This is a genomic window from Mesoterricola sediminis (genome assembly GCF_030295425.1).
In the GTDB taxonomy this organism is placed as follows: domain Bacteria; phylum Acidobacteriota; class Holophagae; order Holophagales; family Holophagaceae; genus Mesoterricola; species Mesoterricola sediminis.
This window is the reverse complement of record NZ_AP027081.1, coordinates 1,857,653-1,880,758: the sequence shown is the minus strand read 5'-3', so window position 1 is coordinate 1,880,758 and position 23,106 is coordinate 1,857,653. Positions and strand designations below refer to the sequence as shown.

General features: G+C 71.2%; 23 protein-coding genes and 1 tRNA gene. 16 read left to right on the top strand and 8 right to left on the bottom strand.

All coding sequences use genetic code 11. The features are described 5' to 3' along the window. Positions 1-36: 36 nt before the first annotated feature. The 5 genes from R2J75_RS08325 (at position 37) to R2J75_RS08305 (ending at position 3,385) form a co-directional block, all read left to right on the top strand. A tRNA-Leu gene (locus tag R2J75_RS08325) sits at positions 37-123 on the top strand. Positions 124-217: 94 nt separating this feature from the next. Next, the gene (gene rpsO, locus R2J75_RS08320) at positions 218-487 is read left to right on the top strand and encodes a 30S ribosomal protein S15 (protein ID WP_243335585.1); all 270 of its coding nucleotides are present in this window, start codon (positions 218-220) and stop codon (positions 485-487) included. Between the two features lie 68 nt (positions 488-555). Continuing rightward, entirely contained in the window at positions 556-1,233 is a 678-nt protein-coding gene (locus R2J75_RS08315) for an NUDIX domain-containing protein (RefSeq protein ID WP_243335586.1), read from the top strand. Then, complete coding sequence (locus R2J75_RS08310; protein ID WP_243335588.1) at positions 1,230-1,832, top strand: L-threonylcarbamoyladenylate synthase; 603 nt, start codon at positions 1,230-1,232, stop codon at positions 1,830-1,832. Before R2J75_RS08315 ends, R2J75_RS08310 begins: the two co-directional genes overlap by 4 nt. After that, positions 1,820-3,385 carry a M28 family peptidase gene (locus R2J75_RS08305; protein WP_316411479.1) on the top strand — a complete coding sequence of 522 codons (1,566 nt, stop codon included), beginning with the start codon at positions 1,820-1,822 and terminating at the stop codon, positions 3,383-3,385. The genes R2J75_RS08310 and R2J75_RS08305 overlap by 13 nt, the downstream gene beginning before the upstream one ends. A gap of 23 nt (positions 3,386-3,408) precedes the next feature. Here R2J75_RS08305 and R2J75_RS08300 read toward each other — a convergent pair whose 3' ends face one another. Further along, positions 3,409-3,870, bottom strand: coding sequence for a methylglyoxal synthase (locus R2J75_RS08300; RefSeq protein WP_243335590.1), 462 nt, complete (start codon positions 3,868-3,870; stop codon positions 3,409-3,411). Positions 3,871-3,952: 82 nt separating this feature from the next. Between R2J75_RS08300 and R2J75_RS08295 the strand changes: the two genes are divergently transcribed. The 3 genes from R2J75_RS08295 to R2J75_RS08285 all read left to right on the top strand — a co-directional run bounded on the left by R2J75_RS08295 (position 3,953) and on the right by R2J75_RS08285 (position 8,191). Next, complete coding sequence (locus R2J75_RS08295) at positions 3,953-5,551, top strand: ATP-binding protein (protein ID WP_243335592.1); 1,599 nt, start codon at positions 3,953-3,955, stop codon at positions 5,549-5,551. Then, complete coding sequence (locus R2J75_RS08290) at positions 5,548-6,270, top strand: response regulator (protein WP_243347482.1); 723 nt, start codon at positions 5,548-5,550, stop codon at positions 6,268-6,270. Before R2J75_RS08295 ends, R2J75_RS08290 begins: the two co-directional genes overlap by 4 nt. Before the next feature lie 172 nt (positions 6,271-6,442). After that, positions 6,443-8,191 (top strand): flavocytochrome c, encoded by a 1,749-nt coding sequence (locus R2J75_RS08285; RefSeq protein ID WP_316411478.1) that lies wholly within the window; start codon positions 6,443-6,445, stop codon positions 8,189-8,191. 96 nt (positions 8,192-8,287) lie between these two features. Here the strand turns inward: R2J75_RS08285 and rho are convergent, their stop codons facing one another. From rho to R2J75_RS08270, 3 genes are all read right to left on the bottom strand, one after another. Continuing rightward, positions 8,288-9,583 (bottom strand): transcription termination factor Rho, encoded by a 1,296-nt coding sequence (rho, locus tag R2J75_RS08280; RefSeq protein WP_243335598.1) that lies wholly within the window; start codon positions 9,581-9,583, stop codon positions 8,288-8,290. A gap of 102 nt (positions 9,584-9,685) precedes the next feature. After that, positions 9,686-10,498: an alpha/beta fold hydrolase gene (locus tag R2J75_RS08275; protein WP_243335600.1), complete on the bottom strand. Its 813-nt coding sequence runs from the start codon at positions 10,496-10,498 to the stop codon at positions 9,686-9,688. Beyond that, positions 10,495-10,980 (bottom strand): SixA phosphatase family protein, encoded by a 486-nt coding sequence (locus tag R2J75_RS08270; protein ID WP_243335602.1) that lies wholly within the window; start codon positions 10,978-10,980, stop codon positions 10,495-10,497. The genes R2J75_RS08275 and R2J75_RS08270 overlap by 4 nt, the downstream gene beginning before the upstream one ends. Positions 10,981-11,110: 130 nt before the next feature. Between R2J75_RS08270 and R2J75_RS08265 the strand changes: the two genes are divergently transcribed. Together R2J75_RS08265 and R2J75_RS08260 are read left to right on the top strand one after the other, a co-directional pair. Continuing rightward, complete coding sequence (locus R2J75_RS08265) at positions 11,111-12,643, top strand: DEAD/DEAH box helicase (protein WP_243335603.1); 1,533 nt, start codon at positions 11,111-11,113, stop codon at positions 12,641-12,643. A gap of 22 nt (positions 12,644-12,665) precedes the next feature. Beyond that, complete coding sequence (locus R2J75_RS08260; RefSeq protein ID WP_243335606.1) at positions 12,666-13,274, top strand: HAD family hydrolase; 609 nt, start codon at positions 12,666-12,668, stop codon at positions 13,272-13,274. A gap of 10 nt (positions 13,275-13,284) precedes the next feature. Here R2J75_RS08260 and R2J75_RS08255 read toward each other — a convergent pair whose 3' ends face one another. Further along, positions 13,285-15,627 (bottom strand): penicillin-binding protein 1A, encoded by a 2,343-nt coding sequence (locus tag R2J75_RS08255; protein WP_243335609.1) that lies wholly within the window; start codon positions 15,625-15,627, stop codon positions 13,285-13,287. 89 nt (positions 15,628-15,716) lie between these two features. On the opposite strand from R2J75_RS08255, the gene R2J75_RS08250 reads away from it, so the two are divergent. The 3 genes from R2J75_RS08250 to R2J75_RS19865 all read left to right on the top strand — a co-directional run bounded on the left by R2J75_RS08250 (position 15,717) and on the right by R2J75_RS19865 (position 18,024). Beyond that, a complete protein-coding gene (locus R2J75_RS08250) occupies positions 15,717-16,598 on the top strand; it encodes an NAD(+)/NADH kinase (RefSeq protein ID WP_316411477.1) in 882 nt (293 codons plus the stop codon). An 88-nt stretch (positions 16,599-16,686) separates the two neighbouring features. Next, a protein-coding gene (locus R2J75_RS08245) for an IS5 family transposase (RefSeq protein ID WP_316411476.1) occupies positions 16,687-17,441 on the top strand; the annotation gives its coding sequence in 2 pieces (ribosomal slippage) (positions 16,687-17,020 and positions 17,020-17,441; 756 coding nt in all). 136 nt (positions 17,442-17,577) lie between these two features. Then, entirely contained in the window at positions 17,578-18,024 is a 447-nt protein-coding gene (locus R2J75_RS19865) for a GxxExxY protein (RefSeq protein ID WP_394365894.1), read from the top strand. A gap of 316 nt (positions 18,025-18,340) precedes the next feature. Here R2J75_RS19865 and truB read toward each other — a convergent pair whose 3' ends face one another. After that, positions 18,341-19,228 (bottom strand): tRNA pseudouridine(55) synthase TruB, encoded by an 888-nt coding sequence (truB, locus tag R2J75_RS08240; RefSeq protein WP_243332620.1) that lies wholly within the window; start codon positions 19,226-19,228, stop codon positions 18,341-18,343. Beyond that, positions 19,225-19,599 (bottom strand): 30S ribosome-binding factor RbfA, encoded by a 375-nt coding sequence (gene rbfA, locus R2J75_RS08235; protein ID WP_243332618.1) that lies wholly within the window; start codon positions 19,597-19,599, stop codon positions 19,225-19,227. Before rbfA ends, truB begins: the two co-directional genes overlap by 4 nt. A 62-nt stretch (positions 19,600-19,661) precedes the next feature. Between rbfA and R2J75_RS08230 the strand changes: the two genes are divergently transcribed. From R2J75_RS08230 to tpiA, 3 genes are read left to right on the top strand one after another with little or no spacing between them, the layout of a single operon-like run. After that, a complete protein-coding gene (locus R2J75_RS08230; protein WP_243332616.1) occupies positions 19,662-20,390 on the top strand; it encodes a class I SAM-dependent methyltransferase in 729 nt (242 codons plus the stop codon). 32 nt (positions 20,391-20,422) lie between these two features. After that, on the top strand, positions 20,423-21,616 hold the full coding sequence (locus tag R2J75_RS08225) for a phosphoglycerate kinase (RefSeq protein ID WP_243332614.1): 1,194 nt from the start codon (positions 20,423-20,425) through the stop codon (positions 21,614-21,616). Positions 21,617-21,624: 8 nt separating this feature from the next. Beyond that, positions 21,625-22,362, top strand: coding sequence for a triose-phosphate isomerase (gene tpiA / locus R2J75_RS08220; RefSeq protein WP_243332612.1), 738 nt, complete (start codon positions 21,625-21,627; stop codon positions 22,360-22,362). 1 nt (position 22,363) lies between these two features. Here the strand turns inward: tpiA and R2J75_RS08215 are convergent, their stop codons facing one another. Then, positions 22,364-23,086, bottom strand: coding sequence for a zf-TFIIB domain-containing protein (locus R2J75_RS08215; protein WP_243332611.1), 723 nt, complete (start codon positions 23,084-23,086; stop codon positions 22,364-22,366). Positions 23,087-23,106 lie beyond the last annotated feature (20 nt).

The following is a 23,106-nucleotide window of genomic DNA, read 5'->3' as shown; positions in this document are numbered from 1 at the left end:
GCGCGACATTGGACGCTTGAGGGCGGACAGCGCACTGCGGATATGGCGGAATTGGTAGACGCGCTAGTTTCAGGTACTAGTGGCTTTACGGTCGTGGGGGTTCGAGTCCCTCTATCCGCACCAATCTTGACACCGTCCGGGTCTTCCGGACTTGACCGCGAAGCCGGCTGGGGGCTGGCTCGCAGGTGACGGGACGCTTCCCCAAAAGGAGCCAGCCATGGCCCTGAACATCGAGCAGAAGAAGATCATCATCGAAGACTACAAGCAGCACGACACCGACACCGGTTCGCCCGAGGTGCAGGTGGCCCTGCTGACCAAGCGCATCAACGACCTGACCGAGCACTTCAAGGTGCACGCCAAGGACTACCACAGCCGCCGCGGCCTCATGATCATGGTCGGCCAGCGCCGCCGCCTGCTGGACTACCTCCGCCGCAAGGACAAGGCCCGCTACGCCTCGCTCATCGAGCGCCTGGGCCTCCGCCGCTAGGCTGAAACCCGGTTCATCGCCCAAGCGCCCGCTCTCGCAGCGGGCGCTTGCCGTTTCAGGGAGCACCCATGCACCTGCCGCCCCTGCCCGTCCCCGCCCGGCCCAATCCCTTCACCCGGGAATCCAGCCGTCCGGTCTTCGACTCCCCCTGGGTCCGCCTGCGCGTGGACCACGTGCGGCACCGCAGCGGCGGCGAGAGCCAGTACGGCGTCGTGGGCTTCCGGCGCACCGCCTGCGGCGTGCTGGCCCTGGACGACGAGGACCGCGTCGTCCTCGTGGGCCAGTGGCGGTACCCCCTGGAGCGCTACAGCTGGGAGATCGTGGAGGGCGGCGGCCTCGAGGAGGAGACCCCCTTCGAGGCCATCCGCAGGGAGCTCCGCGAGGAGGCCGGCCTCGAGGCCGCCCAATGGGAGCCCCTGGCCTTCCTCCACACGAGCAACGCCTGCACGGACGAGGAGGCCTTCCTCTTCCTCGCCACCGGCCTCTCCGCGGCCCCCGGGGGCACGGATTTCGACGACACCGAGGAGCTGGCCTGCGTCCGCGAGCCCTTCGCGGCCTGCGCGGCGCGGATCCTCCACGGCGAGATCAGCGACAGCCTCACGGTCACCGCGATCCTGGCCCTCCAGGCCCGGCGGGCGGGCGTTTCCGCCGCCCTGGACCCGGCCCTCGCCGAGCGGTTCTTCCAGCGCCCCGACCGGGACCCCGCCCCGGGCCGGGCCCGCTGGAGTAACCTGGAGAGGCCATGATCCTCTCCCTGCACCCCGTCAACCCTCAGCAGCGCCACCTGGAGCAGGTGGCCGAGATCCTCTCCCGCGACGGCGTCATCGCCTACCCCACGGACACCCTCTACGGCCTGGGCTGCCTCGTGAGCCGGAAGAAGGCGGTGGACCGCATCCACGCCATGAAGGGCCGCGATCCCAAGAAGCCCATGAGCATCCTCTGCTCCGACATGGAGATGCTCTGCCGCTACACGCGCCACCTGGAGACGCCCACCTTCCGCATCCTCAAGCAGATGTTCCCGGGCCCCTACACCGCCGTGCTCCCCTGCAGCCGGGAGGTGCCGCGCTACCTCCAGAACAAGCACACGGTGGGCCTGCGCATCCCCGACCACACCTTCTGCCGGGCCATCACCCGCCTCGTGGGCGAGCCCATCATCACCACCAGCTGCAACCTGGCCGGCCAGGAGCCCCTCCAGACCTCCTGGGAGATCCAGGAGGAGCTGGGGCACCTCCTCGACCTGGTGGTGGACTGCGGCGATCCCGCGGGCCTGGCCTCCACCGTGGTGGACCTCTCCGGCGAGGAGCCCGCCCTCCTGCGCCAGGGCGCGGGCGCGTGGCCCCTGTGAGGGCCCTCGCGGCGCTCCTGGCCTGCGCCCTCCTCCCCGCGGCGCGGCCCGAGGTGAAGGAGGCGCCCATCCGCGCCCACATGGCCTTCCTCGCCGACGACCTCCTGGAGGGCCGCGGCACCGGCCAGCGCGGGGGCGACCTCGCCGTGGCCTACCTGGAGGCGCAGCTGCGGGCCCTGGGCCTGCGGCCCGTGGCCGGCGACGGCTACCGCCAGCGCATCGACGTGCTGGGCGCCCGCACCCTCATGGACCGCAGCTCCGTCGCCTTCCGCGCCGGCGGAGCCGACCTCCGCCCCGCGGCCGGCGCCGACATCGTCTTCGCCAGCGGCGACGGCGCGGCCCGCGCGGCCTTCTCGGCCCCCGTGCTCTTCGTGGGCTACGGCGTCGAGGCCCCCGAGGAGCGCTGGGACGACTACAAGGGCGCCGATTGCCGGGGCCGGCTCCTGGTGATGCTGGCCAACGATCCCCCGCCCACCGCCGGCGAGCCGGGGCGCTTCGACGGCGCGGGGCTCACCCGCCACGGCCGCTGGACCACCAAGTTCGAGCAGGCCGCCCGGCGCGGGGCCGCCGGCGTCCTCCTCATCCACACCACCGAGAGCGCCACCTACGACTGGTCCGTGGTCGCCGCCGGCTTCCGCGGGGAGAAGTTCCGGGTGGCTTCGGGCCAACCGGGCTGCCCCGTCCAGGGCTGGATCACCGAGGCCTTCGCCCGCCGCCTCCTGGCCTCGGCCGGCCAGGATCTGGACGCCCTCCGCGCCGCGGCCGCCACCCGGGCCTTCCGGCCCGTGGCCCTGGCCGCCACGGCCGACGCCACCCTCGAGACCCAGGTCCGGACCTTCCCCCAGTACAACGTGGCGGCCCGCCTCCCGGGCACCGACCTGCGGGAGGAGGCCGTCGTCTATTCCGCCCACTGGGATCACCTGGGCATCCAGGACGGCGTCATCATCAACGGCGCCGTGGACAACGCCAGCGCCGTCGGCGCCCTCCTGGCCATCGCCCAGGCCTCCGTGGGCCACCCCGCCCGGCGCACCCAGATCTTCCTCTTCACCTGCGGCGAGGAGCAGGGCCTCCTGGGCGCCGAAGGCTACGTGCGCGCGCCCCTGTGGCCCCTGGAGCGCACCGTCGCCGACCTGAACCTGGAGAGCCTCAACTGGGTGGGCCCGGCCCGGGACATCGAGTTCCTGGGCGGCGAGCGCAGCACCCTCCTGGACCTGGGCCGCAGGGCCGCTGCCCGCCTGGGCATGCGCCTGCGCGCGCCCGAACCCGACGTGCAGGGGCTCTTCTTCCGCAGCGACCACGACCCCTTCGTCCGCGCCGGCATCCCCGCCCTGAGCCCCGGCTTCAGCCTCGCCGGGCAGCGGGACTACGTCCACGACCCGGAGGCCTCCCGCGCCAAGGCCCGGACCTACCTGGACCGCTACCATCGCCCCGCCGACCGCTACGACCCCGCCTGGGACCTGCGCGGCATGGTCCAGCAGGCCCAGTTCATCCTGGACCTGGGCCGCCTCGTGGCCGACACCCCCGCCCGCCCGACCTGGGTCCGCCGGCCCTGAGGGCTTCCCGGCCGGCGGGGGCGTCACCCCCGCTTGAGGCGGTCCCGGTGGTCCTGGTAGTCGGGGACGAGACGGGCATAGGTCTCGTCCATGAGGGGCGAGCTGATGATGAAGTCGGCGCTCGTGCGGTTGCAGGCCACGGGGATGTTCCACACCGCGGCGACCCGCAGCAGGGCCTTGACGTCGGGATCGTGGGGGGCGGGCTCCAGGGGGTCCCAGAAGAAGACCAGCACATCGATCTCCCCCTCGGCGATCTTGGCGCCGATCTGGAGGTCGCCGCCCAGGGGGCCGCTGAAGAGCTTGGTCACCACGGGGCCCAGCATCTCCTCCAGGAGGGTGCCTGTGGTGCCCGTGGCGTAGAGCTCGTGCCGCAGCAGCAGGTCCTTGTTGAACTCCACCCAGGCCAGCAGGTCGGGCTTCTTGTGATCGTGGGCCACGAGGGCGATCCGCTTGCGTTTGCCAAGGGGGATCTCGGTCTGGGCCATGGGCGCCTCCAGGGAAATCATCCCATGGCCGGGGTCCGGCCGGCGTGACGAAGGGGTGAAGGGGCCGCCGCGGGCGGATGGTATGCTCGGAAAGCCCCTGCTTCCGGCCCCCATGCCCCTTCTCCCGACCAGCCTGCGCCTGCGCACCCGCATCCTGCTCCTCGCCGGGGCCACGGTGCTGGTGGCGCTCCTGGTGACAGGCCTGCTCGTCAGCTGGCGCATCGAGGCCCGCACCCGGGAGACCCTCGCGGAGAAGGCCCGGATGGTGGCCCTCCTCGCCGCCGGCAACCGGGACGTGGTGGAGGCCCTGGCGGGCCGGGGGGACCGCGCCGCGGTGCAGGCCTTCGCGGACCGGACCCGGCAGGAGACGGGCATCGACTACCTCGTGGTCCTGGACATGAACCACACCCGGGTCTCCCACCCCAACCCGGCCCGCATCGGGGACCGCTTCCAGGGCGGGGACGAGGCGGGGGTCTACGAGGGCCGCACCTACGCCTCCGTGGCCAAGGGCACCCTGGGCCCGGCCCTGCGGGTCTTCGCGCCCGTGCGGGACCGGGACGGGCGCCAGGTGGGGGCGGTGGCCGCGGGGGTCCTGCTGCGGGGGGTGGACACCCACCTGCACGGGGTCCGGCGCCTCATCCTCGCGGGGTTGGCGGCCGGCTTCGCCGCCGGCGCCGCGGGGGCCTACCTCCTGGCGGGCCAGGTGCGGCGCATCCTGCTGGGCATGGAGCCCGCCGAGATCGCGGCCCTGCTGCACCAGCGCACCGCCATCGTGCAGTCCGCCCGGGAGGGCATCCTGGCCGTGGACCGGGACATGCGGACGACGGTGGTGAACGAGGAGGCCGAGCGCATCTTCGCCCTGGCGGGCCTGGACACGGTCCAGGACGGGGGCCTCGCCCGGGTGCTGGCGACGGGCCTGCCCGAACGGGGCGTCGATCTCCAGGTGAACGGCCTCGACCTCCTGGTGGACCGGGCGCCGGTGACGGTGGAGGGCCGGGTGGTCGGCGCCGTGGCCCTCTTCCGGGAGCGCTCCGAGGCCCAGCGCCTCGCGGAGCAACTCACGGGGGCCCGCCTGTACGCCGATGCCCTCCGGGCCCAGACCCATGAATTCATGAACCGCCTGCATGTCATTCTCGGGCTCCTGCGCCTGGGCGAGCATGATCGTCTGGCCGCCTACGTCACGGACCTGGGCGACCGCTTCCAGGGGGAGGTGGGCGAGGTCACCGGGGCCATCAAGGACCCGGTTCTGGCCGGATTCCTTCTGGCCCGGTTCAGCGCCGCCCGGGAGCGGGGCGTGGCCATGCGCCTCGCCTGCGACACCCGGGTGCCCGCCCTGCCCTCCCCCCAGGCCACCCATCACCTGGTCACCCTGCTGGGCAATGCCCTGGAGAACGCGGTGGAGGCCCTCGAGGGCGCCGCGCGCCGGGAGATCGCCGTGGACCTGGCCGTGGAAGACGGCCGCCTGCGCGTGACGGTCCTGGATTCGGGCCCCGGCCTCCCCCCGGTGGACTGCTTCGCCAAGGGCGCGTCCACCAAGGGCCCCGGCCGGGGCTTCGGCCTCTTCAACGCCCGGCGCGCCGCGGAGGCCCTGGGGGGCACCGTGGCCCTGGAGAACGCCCCCGGGGGCGGCGCCCGCTTCACGGCCGACCTGCCCCTCTGGCCCCCGGAGACCGCCCCATGATCCAGGTGCTGCTCGTCGAGGACGATCCCATGGTGGCCGAGCTCAACCGCCTCTACGTGGAGCGGGTGGACGGCTTCCGGGTGGCGGCCACCGCCGGGGACGGGGCCGGGGCCCTGGAGGCCCTGCGGGCCGGCGGCATCGACCTCCTCCTGCTGGACATCGCCATGCCCGGCCCCGACGGCCTGGAGGTGCTGGCCCGCATCCGCGCCGCCGGCCTGGACGTGGATGTCATCCTGGTCACCGCCGCCCGGGACACCGCCACCATCGGGCGGGCGGTGAAACTCGGCGCCGTCGACTACCTCATCAAGCCCTTCGCCTTCGAGCGCATGAAGCAGGCCCTGGAGCGGTACCGGGACGCCCACGCCCTCATGCGGGACCCCCACGCGGCCAGCCAGGACGAGGTGGACCGGGTCTTCGCGCGGCCGAAGGCCCCGGCCCCGGCGGCCCCGGACCTGCCCAAGGGCCTCGACCCCGCGCGGCTGGCCAGCGTCTGGCGGGCCATTTTGGCCTTCGAAGGGGCTCCCTTCACGAGCGAGGACCTGGCGGTGCGGGTGGGCATCACCCGCGTCTCCGTGCGCAAGTATCTGGAATTCCTCTGGGGCCTCCAGGTGCTCCACCGGGAGCCCGCCACCGGGGGCATCGGCCGCCCCGTCCACCGGTACGAGGTGCGGCGCGCCCACGTGGCCGCCCTGCGCCCCTACCTGGGCGAGGAGGCCTGAGGCCCCGCGCTTCCTTTAGTTTCAAAAGAATGCTTACTTCCAAAAGCCTGCGCCCCGGCCGAACCTCAATATCATGAAAAAATGATCGATTGAGGCCGCGCGGCCGCCTTTCGCCCCCGGGGCGTAGGATGCGGGCGGGCGGTACCTGTCCTGGCGCCCAACCGGAGGAAGTATGCCCATACGCCCGTTCCTGACCTCGCTTGCCCTCGCGGCGGCCCTCGGCGCCGCTGCGCCCGCGGATTCCCTCGCCACGGCCCATGGACGGGCCGGCGTCACCTGCGCCCAGTGCCATCCCCTCGTGAAGGGGAAGGCCCGGGTGGACGACAATGAGACGGCCCCCAACGCCGCCTGCGTCAAGTGCCACGGGGACCTGGCCTCCCTGGGCGCGAAAACCAAGGAGGCCATCAACGCCCACGCCTCCCACCTGGGCCAGATCGCCTGCACCGTGTGCCACCGCGGCCACGAGGCCTCCCGGGCCTACTGCATGAATTGCCACAGCTTCGACCTCAAGATCCCCTTCGCCGCCGCCCCGGCCCAGCCCGCCCCGGCCCGGCCCAAGCCGGCCGGGAAGGCCAAGGCGGACCGCGCCGACGTCGTCGTCATCGGCAGCGGCGCCGCCGGCATGGTGGCGGCCATCACCGCCCACGACGCCGGCGCCCGGGTCGTGATCCTGGAGAAGCAGCCCATCACGGGCGGCAACTCCATGCTGGCGGCCGGCGGCATGAACGCGGCCGGCACCCCCCAGCAGGCCCGGAAGGGCATCCAGGACAGCGTCGAGACCATGCGCGAGGACACCTTCAAGGGCGGCAAGGGCCTGGGGGATCCGGAGCTGGTGGCCCTCCTCGCCCGGGAATCCGCGGCTTCCGTGGCCTACCTGGAATCCCTGGGCGCCGATCTCTCCGACGTGGGCCGCATGGGCGGCGCCAGCGCCGCCCGGGCCCACCGGCCCTCCGGAGGCGCCGCCGTCGGCGCCCACATCGTGGGCGTGCTCCGCGCCGCCGCCGCCAAGCGCAAGCTCGACATCCGCGTGAACGCCCGCGTCGTGCGGCTCCTGGAATCCAAGGACGGCCGGATCACGGGCGTCGAAGTGGAAGGCCGGCACCGCGGCCGCTACACCCTGCAGGCCGGGGCCGTGGTCCTCGCGGCCGGCGGGTTCTCCTCCAACCCCGAGCGGGTCGCCAAGTACCAGCCCGCCTTCAAGGGCATGACGAGCTCCAACCAGCCCGGCGCGACCGGCGACGGCCTGGACCTGGGCGCCGAGCGCGGCGGCGAGCTCAAGGACATGGCGCAGATCCAGATCCACCCCAGCGTCGCCGCGGGCAGCCGCATCCTCATCACCGAGGCCGTCCGGGGCAACGGCGCCATCCTCGTCAACAAGGAGGGCCGCCGCTTCTTCAACGAGATCGGCACCCGGGACGCCGTGTCCCAGGCCATCCTGCGCCAGACCGGCCAGAGCGCCTTCATGGTCTTCGACGAGGGCGTCCACAAGAGCCTCAAGCAGATCGACGGCTACTTCCACCTGGGCCTCGTCAAGACCGGCGACACCCCCGAGGCCCTCGCCCAGGTCATCGGCGTCCCGCCCCAGGCGCTCCGCGCCACCCTGGACGCCTACAACGCGGCCGTCGACGCCAAGCAGGACGGCGAATTCAACCGCCCCGACCTGCCCCGGGCCCTGCGCACGCCCCGGTTCTTCGCCATCGAGGTGAAGCCCGGCGTCCACTACACCATGGGCGGCCTGCGCATCGACCCCGGCACCCGCGTCCTCGCCAAGGACGGCAAGGCCATCCCCGGCTTCTTCGCGGCCGGCGAGGTCACCGGCGGCGTCCACGGCGCGAACCGCCTGGGCGGCAACTCCATCTCGGAGACCATCACCTTCGGCCGCATCGCCGGCAGGAACGCCGCAGCCGCCGCCAGGCCCTGAACCCCCGGGCGCCCCGGACCGGGGCGCCCGCGATCGACGAACCGACGCGGGCCTCCGCCGTCCCCAAGACGGCGGAGGCCCGCGGTGCGGAAGCCTTCAGCGCCGGCCGCCGCCGGTGTCCTGGAGGTTCGCGAGGAAGTCGTCGTTGTTCTTGGACTTCCCGAGGCGGTCCAGGAGGAGCTCCATGCTCTCCACGGGGCCGCTGGTGCTGAGGATCTTGCGGAGCACCCAGATCTTGGCGAGCTTGGGCGCCTCGATGAGGAGGTCCTCCTTGCGGGTGCCGGACTTCTGGATGTCCATGGCGGGGAAGATGCGCTTGTCGCTCAGCTTGCGGTCGAGCACGATCTCGCTGTTGCCGGTGCCCTTGAACTCCTCGAAGATCACGTCGTCCATGCGGGAGCCGGTCTCGATCAGGGCCGTGGCGATGATGGTCAGGCTGCCGCCGCCCTCGATGTTGCGGGCCGCGCCGAAGAACCGCTTGGGGCGCTGCAGGGCGTTCGAGTCGACGCCGCCCGAGAGCACCTTGCCCGAGAGGGGCACCACGGTGTTGTAGGCGCGCGCGAGGCGGGTGATGCTGTCCAGGAGGATGACGACATCCTTCTTGTGCTCCACGAGGCGCTTGGCCTTCTCGATGACCATCTCGGCCACCTGCACGTGGCGCGTGGCGGGCTCGTCGAAGGTGGAGGAGACGACCTCGCCCTTCACGTTCCGCTCCATGTCGGTGACCTCCTCGGGGCGCTCGTCGATGAGCAGCACGATGAGGAAGACCTCGGGGTGGTTCTGGGTGATGCTGTTGGCGATGTTCTGCATCAGCACCGTCTTGCCGGTGCGCGGGGGGGCCACGATGAGGGCGCGCTGGCCCTTGCCCAGGGGCGTCATGAGGTCCATCACCCGGGTGCTCAGCTCCTGGGGATCCCGCTCCATCTTCAGCATCCGGGTGGGGTACAGGGGCACCAGGTTGTCGAAGTGGGTGCGCTCCTTCGCCGCCGCGGGCGGGTCGAAGTTGATGGCGTCGATGCGCATGATCGCGAAGAACTTCTCGTCCCCGCGCGGGGGGCGGATCATGCCCGAGAGGGTATCGCCGCTGCGCAGCCCGAACTTCCGGATCTGGCTGGGGCTGACGTAGATGTCGTCGGAACCCGCCAGGTAGTTGTGCTCGGGGGCGCGCAGGAACCCGAAGCCCTCCGGCAGCACCTCCAGCACGCCTTCCGCGAAGAAGAGGCCCTCGCGCTGGGCCTGCGCCTCCAGGAGCCTGAAGATCAGCTCCTGCTTGCGCATGGACAGCGGGTTCTCGATCTCGTACGCCTTGCCCATTTCGGCGAGGCGGCCGATGGATTGCTCCTTCAGATCCTGCAGACTGAGGACCGCGGGGACTTGGGTCTCATTGGGCATGCGGTCCCCCTGGGGCAAAGCGGTGGAATGAGAGAGAGTTGGGATTGAGAATCATAACGCTGGAAGGGCCCGTCATGCAAAAGAAACGTGCGGAAGCTCACGTCAATTCGATATGAAATTCATGATTTTATCCACATAACCCACGGGGTCCTCCACGGGGTAGGCGTGCCCGACGCCGGGCACCACCTCGAACCGGGCATTCGGCAATCCCTGCGCGACTTCCAGGCATTTCCACGGGGGCGTGAGCAGGTCCTCGGCTCCGGCCAAACAAAGGACCGGCTCCTGGATGGCCGACAGACGCGAACGAATATCCCATGGGAGAGCACCGTCTATTTGGTGTCGCAACCCATGGAAAGGTTTATCGGATATCCGCGTGGACGCGTGGTAGGCCTTCAGCACCTGGTAGCGCGCCTCGATGAAGCGGTCCCCCCAGAGGTAGGGCGCGACGGCGTCGAACTGGAGCTCCGTGCCCCCCAGCTCCAGGCACCGCGCCCAGTGCTCGAGGCGGAGACGGAGCGAGAAGTCGGTGCGGGGCATGGCGCTGGTCAGCACCGCCCCCCGGAAGGAGCCGGGGTGGGTGGCCAGGATCTGGAGGGCGATGGAACTCCCGTTGGAGAGCCCGGCCAGCCAGGGTGACCGGATGTCCAGGGATTCCAGGAGGGCCCAGAGGTCCGCGGCCATCAGCGACACGGGATAGGGTCCGTCCAGGGGGGCCTCGGACTTGCCCTGCCCCCGGCAGTCGAAGGTGAGCACCCGGAAGCGCCGCGTCAGGCCGGGCAGCACCCCCGCCCACATGGTGGTGTCCGACAGGAGGCCGTTGATGAGCACCAGCCAGGGTCCCCCGGGCGGACCCTGGACCCGGTAGTGGAGGCGCACGCCGGTCGGCAGGTCCGCGAACTGCCCCGCCGGCCTCAAGCGTCCCCCCGGAGCTCGGCGGGGGTGAAGAGCGCGGCCAGGTGGAAGCGGCCGCCGGTCCAGTGGAGCACGGCGCAGCCCGCCTTCTTGAAGGCGGCGTCCTGGCCCGTCAGGGCCCGCACCAGGGCGGGACAGAAGGGGTTGTGGCTCACCAGGGCGATGGTCTCGAAGGGATGCGCCTGCCCGACGATGAGGTCGAGCCACTCCCGCGCCGCGGCGACGCTCGCCTCCGGCTCCAGGCCCTCCCAGCAGCCCACGGGGAAGCCCTGGGGCGTCGCCTCGCGCAGGCAGACCATCGTCTCCGCCGCGCGCCGGTAGGGGCTGGAGACGCCCCGGGCGGGCACGTAGCCCCGGCGCACGAGGCCGGCCATCGCCGCGCGGGTCTTCTCCCAGCCCTCCGCGGTCAGGCCCCGCTCTGCGTCCCGCATGCCGGGCCTCCGGTCCTCGGCGATGCCGTGGCGGATGAGGAGGATGGTGATCATTCCGACATTATTCCACACCCGGATTGCTCCTGGCCATCCTGGGCTTTCCATGAGATACTGTCCGTTTGGGCCAGGTCCGGCGGGCGATGTCAAAGCCTCTTTTGATCCGGCGAGCGCCCCGGGAGACAGCTTGACCCACGAGACCTTCGCAGCCCTGGGCTGCACCGAACCTTTCCTGTCCGCGCTGGCGCGCAGGGGGTTCACCGCCCCGACCCTCGTCCAGGCGGAAACGTTCCAACCGGGCCTGGAAGGCCGCGACCTGCTGGTGCAAAGCCGGACGGGCAGCGGCAAGACCCTGGCCTTCGGCCTGCCCCTCCTCCATCGCCTGAAGGACGAGCGGAAGACCCAGGCCATCATCCTGACCCCCACCCGGGAGCTGGCCCAGCAGGTGGCCGAGGAGCTCCAGAGCGTCATGCCCCGCCTGGACGTCGCCCTCCTGGTGGGCGGCCTCAGCTACGTGCCCCAGCTCAAGGCCCTCAAGTTCGGCGCCCAAGTGGTGGTCGGCACGCCGGGCCGCGTCCAGGATCACCTGGACCGCCAGACCCTCGACCTGACCGAAGTGGGCATGGTGGTGCTGGACGAGTGCGACGAGATGCTCAACATGGGCTTCCTCGAGGACGTGGAGAAGATCCTCGCCGGCGTGCCCCCCACGCCCCAGACCTACCTCTTCTCGGCCACCCTGCCCGCCCCCATCGCGAGCCTGGCCCGGCGCTTCCTGAAGGATCCCGTCCGCATCAACCACGCGGCGTCCGAAGGCGGTTCCCAGCACGCGGACATCGCGCACACCCCCTGCATCGTGCCCGAGCACCTGCAGGTGAAGGCCCTCGTCAACTTCCTCCTGGCCGACGCGCCCAGCGCGGCGCTCATCTTCACGAAGATGAAGGTCCAGACGGAGGAGGTCGCCCAGGCCCTGCGCGACGCGGGGCTTGCCGCGGACTGCCTCCACGGCGACCTGGGCCAGCAGGCCCGGAACCGCATCATGGGCAACTTCAAGGAGGGCCGCCTGCGCTACCTGGTCGCCACGGACGTGGCGGCCCGCGGCATCGACGTGGAAGGCATGCCCCTGGTGGTCCACCTGGGCATCCCCACCCAGATGGAGAGCTACATCCACCGCTCCGGCCGCACCGGCCGCGCGGGATCCAAGGGCTCCTCCCTGGCCCTCGTCACCTTCAAGGAGTCGCGCATCCTCCTCGCCTGGTCCCGCCGGGGCGGGCTGAAGCTCGAGTGGCGCGCCGTTCCGACCCAGGCCGAGATCCGGGAGAAGCGCACCCAGGCCCTCCTGGACCGCGTCGGCGCCCTGGAGGCCCCCGGCATGGAGGAGACCGCCACCCGGCTGCTGGAGGGCCGCGGGCCCGTCCAGGTCGTGGCCGCGCTGCTGTCGCTGGTCGAGGGCCCCGAGCACGCCGGGTTCGACATCCCCGACGCGCCCCGCCAGGAGTACGCCTCCGAGAAGCGCCCCTTCAAGCCCCGTCCCGGGGAGAAGCCGGGCTGGACCCCGGGCAAGAAGCCCTTCCGCAGGGAGGACCGTCCCGAAGGCGCCGGCGAGCATCGCCCCTTCAAGCCCCGCCAGGGCGAGAAGGGCGGCTGGGTCCCCGGGAAGAAGCCCTTCCGCAAGGACGCGGCCGGCCCCAAGCCCTTCCCGAAGAAGCGCCCGAAGGGTTGATACTGGGAGGCGGAGGCATGCCTTGAGCGAACCCCTGCCCCTCGTCTTCGACCTCGGCGGCGTCCTGATCGACTGGGACCCCCGCCGGATCTACGTCCCCGCCCTGGGGGAAGCGGCCGCCGCCTTCCTCCTGGAGCGGGTCTGCACGCACACCTGGAACCTGGCCATGGACGCGGGCCGTCCCTTCGACGAGGCCATCGCGGAGAAGCAGCGCGAATGGCCGGAGCACGCCGAGGCCATCGGCTGGTGGAAGACCCGCTGGACGGGGATGCTGGGCGGGCCCCTGGACGGCACCGTGGCGCTCCTGGGCCGGCTCCAGGCCGCGGGCCACCCCACGTACGCCCTTTCCAACTGGTCCGCCGAGACCTTCCCCGAGGCGCTCGCGCGCTATCCCTTCCTCCGCACCTTCCGGGACATCGCCATTTCGGGGGAGGCCGGGCTGGTGAAGCCGGACCCCGCCTTCTTCCGCCTCGCCGCGGACCGCTGGGGCATCCCCCTGGCGGGCACGGTCTTCATCGACGACGCCCCCCGCAACGTGGCGGCCGCCGCGGCGCTGGGCATGGACGCCCTGCTGTTCACGGACCCCGGCCGCCTCCAGGCGGACCTGGCGCGGCGGGGCTTCCCGGCCTGACCGGGGAGGATCAGGCCGGCGGCTCCTCGGCCTTGGGGGCGGAAGCGCCCCAGGCCCGGTGTTCCAGGGGCAGGGCGCGGGCCTTCTCCCGGGCCTCCCGGATCTTCTGGATGGCCTCGCCGGTGCTGGCGCCCTTGGGGACCTGGCCGGGCTTGAAGGCGAGGCGGACCAGGTCCGTCGCCTGGGTGGCGCTCGTGGCGATGAGGCCCGTGTAGCGGTCGATGTCCGCCCACTCCATGCCGTCGGGGACCGGGAAGTCCTCCTTGGGGGTGGAGGGGAGGGCCGCCTTCATGAAGTCGGTCCAGATGGGCACGGCCACCTTGGCGCCGTCGGCGCCCCGGAAGATGGTCTTCTTGGCGTCCAGGCCCACCCACACGCCGCAGGCGATGCGGGTGGAGAAGCCGAGGAACCAGCCGTCGGTGTGTTCGTCCGTGGTGCCGGTCTTGCCGGCCACGGGCCAGTTGAGCTCGTTGGTGCGCGCGCCGGTGCCGCGCTGGGCCACGCCCTGGAGGACCTGGATGAGCTGGTAGTTGCTCATGGGATCCAGCACCTGCTCGCCGACGGCCTGGTCGTACTGCTCGAGCACCCGGCCGGAACGGTCCACGATCTTCTTGATCAGGAAGGGGGGCGGCGCCTGCTTGCCGCCGTTGGCGATGGTGGCGTAGCCGCGCACCATGTCCTTGAGCGTGAGGTCGCTGGCGCCCAGGGCCAGGCTGGGGTAGGGATTCAGCCTGCCGCTGACGCCCATGGCCCGGGTGAGGGCGACCACGTTGTCGATGCCCGCGGCCTCCAGGGTGCGGACGGCCGCGACGTTGCGGGAATCCCGCACGGCCTCCCAGATGGTGATGGGGCCCCAGAAGTCGCGCTCGTAGTTCTTGGGCTCGTAGACCTGGATGTCGAAGGTGAACCGGGTGGGCACGTCCTCCACCAGGGTGGCGGGGGTGAGGCCCCGGGCGAAGGCGGCCCCGTAGACGAAGGCCTTCATGGTGGACCCGACCTGCCGCTCGGCTTGCCAGGAGCGGTTGAACATGGACTTCTTGAAGTCGTAGCCGCCCACCATGGCCCGGATCTCCCCGGTGGGGGGATCCACGGCGAGGAGGGCGCCCTCCACGTCGGGCTCCTGGTCCAGCTCCAGGCGCGTGGGCGCGCCCTCCTCGCTGGCCCCGCGGACGATGAACAGGGGCGCCGAGCCCCGGACCAGCAGGGTGCGGATGGTCTTGCCCGCCCAGGCGAAGGCGGCGTCGGGGACCTCCAGGATCCGCTTCCCGATGCGGACCTCCGCGCCCCCGGGCTTCCAGCCCAGGATGATCCCGCGCACGGACTCGCCCTCCTCGAAGAACCGGTTCCAGCCGGGGAGCGTGGCCTTCTCGGGGTCCCCGACGAACGGCACGGCCTCCTTGCGGAAGCCCCGGCGGCGGTCCACGGCCCGCAGGCCGTTGCGCACGGCCTCGTTGGCCGCGGCCTGCCAGACCGAGTCGATGGTGGTGGTGACCTCCAGGCCGCCCTCCAGGACCTTGTCCTTGCCGTACTTGCGGTAGAGGTACTGGCGCACCTCCTCCACCGGGTAGGGGGCCACGGCCTCCTCGCGGGCGTTCTCGCGGGCGAGGCGGACCGGGCGCTCACTGAGGGCCTTGGCGTCGGCCTCCTTGAGGTAGCCCTCGGCGGCCATCCGCCGGAGGACGTGGTTGCGGCGCGCCTTGGCGGCGGCCCGGGCCCGGGGATCGGGGTTGTAGGGGTTGTACCAGTTGGGGTTCTGGACGAGGCCCGCCAGGAGGGCGCACTCCTCGACGGCGAGCTGGGGGGCGCTCTTGCCGAAGTAGAACTGGCTGGCCGCCTCGATGCCGTACCGGCCGCCGCCGAAGTAGACCTCGTTGGCGTACTGCTCGAAGATCTGCTTCTTCGTGTAGGCCTTCTCGAGCTTGCGGGCGAGGATGATCTCCTTGAGCTTCCGGTCCAGCCGCCGCTGGCGCTTGGCGGTGACGGTCCGCACGAGCTGCATGGTGAGGGTGGAGGCCCCCTCCCGCCGCCGGCCGAAGCTGGTGACGAAGTTGAAGCCGGCCCGGAACAGGCCGCGGGCGGAGACGCCGCCGTGGTTCATGAAGTCGGCGTCCTCCGTGGCGATGACGGCGCCGACGAAGGCCCTCGGGATGTCCCCGAAGGGGATCACCACGCGGTTCTCCTCGGCGAACACGCCGATGACGTCGCCGTTGCGGTCCAGGACCTTCGTGATGGTCTTGGGGACGCGCAGGGCGAAGTAGGTCAGGAAGCTGTCCACGTCGCGGCTCATGATGGACCATGAGACGGCGAACACGGCGACGAGGACCGCCGCCAGGATTCCGGAGGCCCAGGCCAATCCCTTCCAGGGGATCCGCCTGGAGAGCTTCCTCGGCTTTCGCGAGTTATCGGGTCTAGTCGCCATGCACCCAGGGTAACCTAAGGGCTATGGTCCGACCCACCCTTGTCATCGTCGCGAAATCCAGGTCCCCCTGGCTCGCCAAGGGCCTCGCGGACGTGGTCCCCTCCTTCCTGGAGCGGGGCTGGGAGATCTGGGCCCACCCCAAGATCCGGAACGCGTGGGACGCCGCCGGGCTCCCCGGGGGGGATTTCCACGGGGACCCCGCCTACGGGGCCGCCAATCCCGTTCCCGACCTGTGCCTGGCCCTGGGGGGGGACGGCACCCTCCTGACGGCCGCCCGCCACGTGGGGGTCCGGGGCGCCCCCCTCCTGGGCGTCAACCTGGGCTCCCTGGGCTTCCTGACCTGCCACCCCTCCACCGAGGCCCGGCAGGTGGTGGAGGCCTTCTTCGACGGGGCCTTCCGGAAGGACATGCGCGCCCTGCTCCACGCCGAGGTCGTGCGGGACGGGCAGGTCCTCGCCGGGCGCCCCGCCCTGAACGACGCCGTCGTGAACAAGGGCATCACGGCCCGGATCATGGAGTTCCGCATCCGCATCGACGGGCGCGAGGCCGCCACGGTCAAGGCCGACGGCCTCATCGTGTCCACCGCCACCGGCTCCACCGCCTACAACCTCTCCGCCGGCGGCCCCGTCATGCACCCCGCCGTGGACGCCTGGACCATCTGCGCCATCTGCCCCCACAGCCTCACCCTGCGCCCCATGGTCGTGCCCAGCCATCTGCCGGTGGACATCCTCATGGACCGGGCCGAGGACGCCCACCTGACCCTGGACGGCCAGCTGGAGGTCGAGGTCAGGGCCGGGGACCAGATCCGCCTGACCCGCTCGGACCGCGCCATCACCCTGCTCCAGAACCCGGACCACTCCTTCTTCGGCCTGCTGACCCAGAAGCTGCACTGGTCCGGCGTCTAGGCTGTGTTCGGAATCTATAGATTAGATAAATAGTTAACTTGTACTCATACGTAAAGGCTCGTACACCACGAATTTTCCTGGGGTAACGATGCCGAGAAGTTTCCTGACCGATGCCATGTGGGCAAAGCTTGAACCGCTCCTTCCGCCAGAGCGTGGAGGGATGGGGCGATCCCGTCACCCCAACCGTCCCATGGTGGAGGCGATCCTGTGGAGGCACAGGACTGGGGCGCCGTGGAGGGACCTGCCGGAGGAATTTGGACCTTGGACAAGCGTGTACACGCGATTTGAGGCCTGGACCAAGCGCGGCGTGTGGCAAAGGATCCTGGAGTTCCTGCGCAAGGAAGCCGACCTGGAGTGGGTCATGCCGGATGGCACCATCCTTCGCGCTCATCAACCTTCAGCAGGCAAAAGGGGGGGCTCTGGAACCAGGCGCTCGGACGATCTCGGGGTGGATGCTCGACCAAGATCCATTTGATCTGCGATGCCCACGGTAATCCTTTGGATTTCCTGGTCACTCCGGGGCAAGCCCATGAAAGCCGGTCTGCTGAAGGATTGCTGTGCGGTTGGCAGGCAGAGTACGTGTTCGGAGATCGGGCCTACGATGGGAACCCGGTAAGGAAGGCGATCGAGGCCATGGGTGCGACAGCCGTCATCCCACCTCATCCCCGGCGCAAGAATCCGGCGGCCTGGGACTCACACCTATACAAGGCCCGCCATGCCATCGAGCATGGGTTCGCCAAGCTCAAACAGTTCAGGGCGCTGGCCACCAGGTTCGACAAAACGGCGCGAAGTTTCTCAGCCCAGGTGGCTTTGGCCTGCATCGTGATCTGGCTGAGGCTATGAGCGGAGGGTGACAAGCGTTCCGGATCCTCATTGATCCTATGAAACGCGGAGGCGCGGAGGATCTCGCAGAGGGTCGCGGAGGAAAGCGCTCCTGGAACCTGCCACCTCCCAATGACACGTCCCAACGGGAGGCGTGATGGGAAGGCATTGGGGAGAGGTCGACGGGGAGGATCATCCGCACAAGGAGATCACCCAGGCCATCATCGGGGAGGCCATCGAGATCCAGAAGGCTCTGGGGCACGGACTCCTGGAAGATCCCTACAAGGTCTGTCTGGCGCACTCCCTGAGACTGGCCGGCCATAAGGTGAAGCGGGAGGTTCTCCTGGATATCGAGTGGAGGGGGCTTGTGGGCTTGATCCTTTCTCCGCGAGCCTCAGCGAGATCCTCCGCGCCTCCGCGTTCCAATAGGATGCTGCGAATGCGCGGCGCCATCAGGCACTGCAGCACAGACTCACTATTCCAGCTCCTCCATGCTCCGGCACGGATGGGTATTAGCCATTACTATCCTGGATTACGAACACACCCTAGTACGACCGGGTCGTCCGGTCACGTCCCGCTTGGGATCCTTGATGTGATCTCATGACCGTTCTCCTCATCCCATTCATCCCGGCAATCCAGTTCATCCCTGTTCTCGCAGGGCTGAAGCCGCAATGGGTCGCTGCATGCAGGCCATGGACGCGCCGACCCGATGCTTCGTTGGCCCTGCGGCAACAGGGATGAATCGGATTGCCAGGATGAATGGGATCCCACCGCAGATTGGAAGCAAGGCATCCGTGCCGGGGCCGATCAGGACACCGGCTCGCGTACCGCCGGATGGCTCATGTCCGGACGCACCGTCTGGGGATTTTCAACCAGCAAGCATCCGTGGGGACGGGGCTATAGCGGGCGACCCGGTAGCGCTAGAGCCCTCCGCGGAGGTTCGCGGCGGTCCAGAGGCGGCCTTCCCGCTCCCGGAGCAGGGCCGTGAGGCGGCCGCCGTGGAGGCCCGCGACGGGGGCGCCGGGGTCGGGGAAGCCCGGGGGGAGGGGCCAGGCCGGGGGCAGGAGCTCCCCGGGGGGGATGGGCCTGCCGTGGAGCAGGTGATCCTGGTCCGCGTCGTCCAGGACCCGGACGGCGCACCAGGGCAGCAGGTCGGCGCCCTGGACGAGCACTTCGGCGCCCGGCCCGGGGTCGGTCCAGGGTCCGATGGCCGTGCGGTGCAGCCGGGCCAGGTGGGCGGGGCTCCCGAGGGCCCGGCCCAGGTCCCTGGCCAGGCTCCGCACGTAGTAGCCCCCCCGGCAGGTGATGCGCAGGGTGGAGGTCCGGGGCAGGTCGTGGGCGAGCCAGCGCGCCTCGAGGAGGAAGACCCGGGACGGGGGCAGGACGACCTCCTCCCCGCGGTGGGCCTTGCGGTAGGCGGCCTCGCCGCCGATCTTCTTGGCGCAGGTGGCCGGGGGCACCTGGTCCGTCCAGCCCAGGAAGGCCGCGAGGGCCTCGTCCAGGCGCGCGGGATCGGGGGCAGGGCCCTGGGCCACGGGCAGGCCCAGGTGGTCGCAGGAGTCCGTCTCCTCCCCCCAGGCGATGTCGGCCTCGTAGGTCTTGGGCAGGGGGTGGAGCAGGTCCATGAGCCGCGTCGCCTGGCCCGCCAGGATCACCAGGAGGCCCTCCGCGAAGGGGTCCAGGGTGCCGCCGTGGCCCAGGGCGAGCTTCGGCTCCCCGTCCTGCCGGGCCCGGTCCTTGAAGCCCCGGACGACGTCGAAGCTGCTCTGCCCGATCTCCTTGCGGACCAGCCGGATGCCGGGGATCAAGCCTCCTCCTCGGGGACGGGCGGCCGGGAGGCCTCCTCCTCGTGGATCCGGGCGAAGAGGGCCTCGATCTTGTTGCCCTCCTCCAGGGTGGCGTCCGGGAAGAACTGCAGCTCGGGCACCCGGCGCATCTTCAGGCTCTTGGCCAGGTGCGTCCGGAGGAAGCCCGCGGCGCGGCCCAGGGCCTTGCGGGTCCGGTCGGTCTGGGCCTCGTCGCCCAGGACCGTGTAGTAGACCCGGGCGATGCTCCGGTCCCCGGTGAGGCGCACGGCGGTGAGGGTGAGGAAGCCCAGGTCCGGGTCCCGGAGCTCGCGCTGGATGAGGGTGCTGATCATGAACTGGAGCTGGTCTTCAAGCTGCTGGGGGCGGAGCATGGGTGTACCTCGAAGGGATAGTGTAACCGCGCGGCCGTGAGACGATGGGGGGGGAGGCGGGCGTGGACGAGTGGTTCAAGGACTGGTTCGACCGGGACTACGCGGCCATCTATGCGGCCCGGGACGCCGAGGAGGCCGCCCAGGCCGTGGCCATGGCCCTCCAGGTCGCCCCGGCCCTGGGCCGCGGGCCCGTCCTGGACCTGGCCTGCGGCACGGGGCGCCACCTGGCCGCCCTCCGGAGGTCCAACCCCCTCGCCTTCGGCCTCGATCTCTCCCGGGACCTGCTGGGCCTGGCCGACCCCGGCCTCCGCCCCTGGCTCCTGCGGGGCGACATGCGGGCCCTGCCCGTCCGTGACGGCCGCCTTTCCGGCATCTGCCTGTGGTTCACCCCCTTCGGCTACTTCACCGACGCGGAGAACCGCGCCCTCCTGGCGCGCCTCCGGGACCTGCTCGCCCCCGGCGGGGTGATCCTCCTGGACTACCTGAACGCGCGGCACCTGCGCGAGCACCTCGTGCCCGAGGACGAGCGGGTGGCGGACGGCATCCGCGTGCGGAGCCGGCGCACCCTGGAAGGCCAGCGCGTCATCAAGCGCATGACGCTCACTCGGCTGGAGACCGGCGCGACCCGCGCCGTGACGGAGTCCGTGCGCCTGTACGAGCCGGCGGAGATGGAGGCCCTGGCCGCCGGCGCGGGCCTGGAGGTCTTCGCGCGGGTGGGCGCCTACGCGGGCGGAGCCTTCGACGCGGCGCGCTCCCCGCGCTGGATCGGCTTCCTCCGGAAGGTGGTGTAGACTGGGGCGAACACTGTATCAGGAGGTGCCCCATGCCGTTCCGAACCCTCAGGGACATTGACGTCAAAGGCCACAGGGTCTTCCTCCGAGCCGACCTGAACGTGCCCCTCAAGGAAGGCGTCATCAAGGACGCGACCCGCATCACCGAGACCCTGGCCACCCTCCGCCACCTGCTGGACAACGGCGCCTCCGTCGTCCTCTGCTCCCACCTGGGCCGCCCCAAGGGAGAGGGCTTCGAGGCCGAGTTCAGCATGGCCCCCGTCGCCGCCTACCTGAAGGGCCTGGGCCTGGACGTGACCCTGGCCTCCGGCGTGACCGGCCCCGAGGTCGAGGCCCAGGCCGCGGCCCTGAAGCCCGGCCAGGTGCTCCTGCTGGAGAACCTGCGCTTCGACAAGGGCGAGACCAAGAACAAGCCCGAGTTCGCCCAGGCCCTGGCCCGCCTCGCCGACACCTACGTGGACGACGCCTTCGGCGCCTCCCACCGCGCCCACGCCTCCGTGAGCGGCATGGTGCCGTTCATGCCCGCGGGCCGCGCCGTGGCGGGCTTCCTCATGGAGAAGGAGCTCAAGGCCCTCGGCCGCGTCATGCACGACCCCGAGAAGCCCCTGCTGGCCGTCATGGGCGGCAGCAAGGTGTCCGACAAGATCGACATCATCCGCCACTTCTTCGGCAAGGCCGACGCCATCCTCATCGGCGGCGCCATGACCTTCACCTTCCTCAAGTCCCAGGGCATCCCCGTCGGGAAGAGCCTCTGCGAGGACGACAAGGTCGAGCTGGCCGGCCAGCTCCTGAAGGAGGCCGAGGCCGCCGGCACCCGCCTCCTCCTGCCCCAGGACCACGTCGTGGCCGCGGCCCTGAACGCCGACGCCGAGTGCGACATCACCCAGGACGCCGCCGTCCCCGACGGCAAGATGGGCCTGGACATCGGCCCCGAGACGGTGGCCGCCTACGCGCTCGAGATCCGCAAGGCCCGCACCCTGCTCTGGAACGGCCCCATGGGCGTGTTCGAGCTGGAGCCCTTCGCCAGCGGGACCCTCACCATCGCCGAGGAGATGGCGGCGGCCGCCGACCGCGGCGCCTTCGTCGTCGTCGGCGGCGGCGACAGCGTGTCCGCCTCCAACAAGGCCGGCGTCTCCAGGCGCATGAGCCACGTCTCCACCGGCGGGGGCGCCAGCCTCGAATTCCTGAGCGGCCTGGAACTCCCCGGCGTCGCCGCGCTGCAGTAGGAGGACCCATGCGCATCGTCGCCGCCAACTGGAAGATGAACCACCTCCGCGCGGACGCCACCGCGTTCATGGAGACCCTCAAGGCGGGCTGGAAGCCCGTGGAGGGCGTCGTGGCCGCCGTGGCCCCGCCCTTCCCCCTCCTCCCCCTCCTGCAGGGCCTGGCCCAGGGCACGCCCCTGCGCGTCTACGCCCAGAACGCCCACGCCGAGGCCAAGGGCGCCTTCACCGGCGAGGTCTCCATGGCCATGGTCCAGGACGCGGGCGCCTGCGGCGTCATCCTCGGCCACAGCGAGCGCCGCCAGTACAACGGCGAGACGGAGGCCACCCTCCTGCCCAAGCTGAAGGCCGCCGCCGCCCAGGGCCTGGCGCCCATGCTCTGCGTGGGCGAGACCCTCGCCCAGCGGGACGCCGGGGAGACCCTGGCGGTCCTGAAGGCCCAGCTGGCCATCCTGGCCGGCACCGGCTTCCCCGGCCTGGCCATCGCCTACGAGCCCGTCTGGGCCATCGGAACTGGCCGGGTGGCCACCGTGGCGCAGATCGCCGAGGTCCACGCCTTCATCCGGGGCGAGCTCAAGGCCCTGCTCGGGGACCAGGGCGCCGCCACGCCCATCCTCTACGGCGGCAGCGTGACCCCCGACAACTTCGCGGAGATCCTCCGCGTCCCCGACGTGGCCGGCGGCCTCGTGGGCGGCGCGAGCCTGGATCCCGCCAAGTTCCTGCGCCTGCTGGAGCTGGCCGCGGGCTGATTCAGAACCCGAAGAGCCCCCGCACCAGCGTCTCGACCAGACCTCCGTCCCTGTCCCCGCGGCCCCACGCCCCGCCCTCCCAGCCCCCGGAGGGGGCGTCCCCCAGGGCGGCGGCGGAGGTCAGTTCGCGCCGGCGCTCCTCCAGCATCAGCTTCTCCTTGGCGCGGGCCCGGTCCAGCCCGCCGGCCTCGACGAACTCCAGGACCCGCCGCAGCTCGTCCCGGTCGAACCAGACGCCGTGGTTCCGGCAGGTGTCGATGATGACCCCGGAGCTGCGGGCGTAGTTGGTGCGGTTCATGAGCTGCCCGCAGGCCGGACAGGGGCGGTAGGACACCGCCGCCCCGTCCAGCCCGCCCTGGGGGGACGCGCCCGGCAGGGCCCCCAGCACCGATCCCCGCTCCTCGCGGTCGGCCGCGACCTGGTCGAAGGCCTCGGTCCCCAGCCAGACCCCGCCGCAGGTGGCGCACTGGTCCAGGAGGGCCTTCCCAACGGTCGAACGCAGGAGCGGCTTCCGGCAGGTGGGGCAGCCCAGGCCCGAGGGGCTCGCGGCCTCCCGGCGCACCGCGGCGCCGCAGCGGGGGCAGTGGGCGGCCAGCTTGGAGACGAGGCCCAGGCACTGGGGGCAGGCCACCGTGGCCAGCTGGCTGCGGCAATAGGGGCACTGGAGGTCATCCTCCTTCACGGCCGCGCCGCAGGAGGGGCAATGCAGCGATCCAACGTCCATGGCAGCCTCGTCCGGTCAAG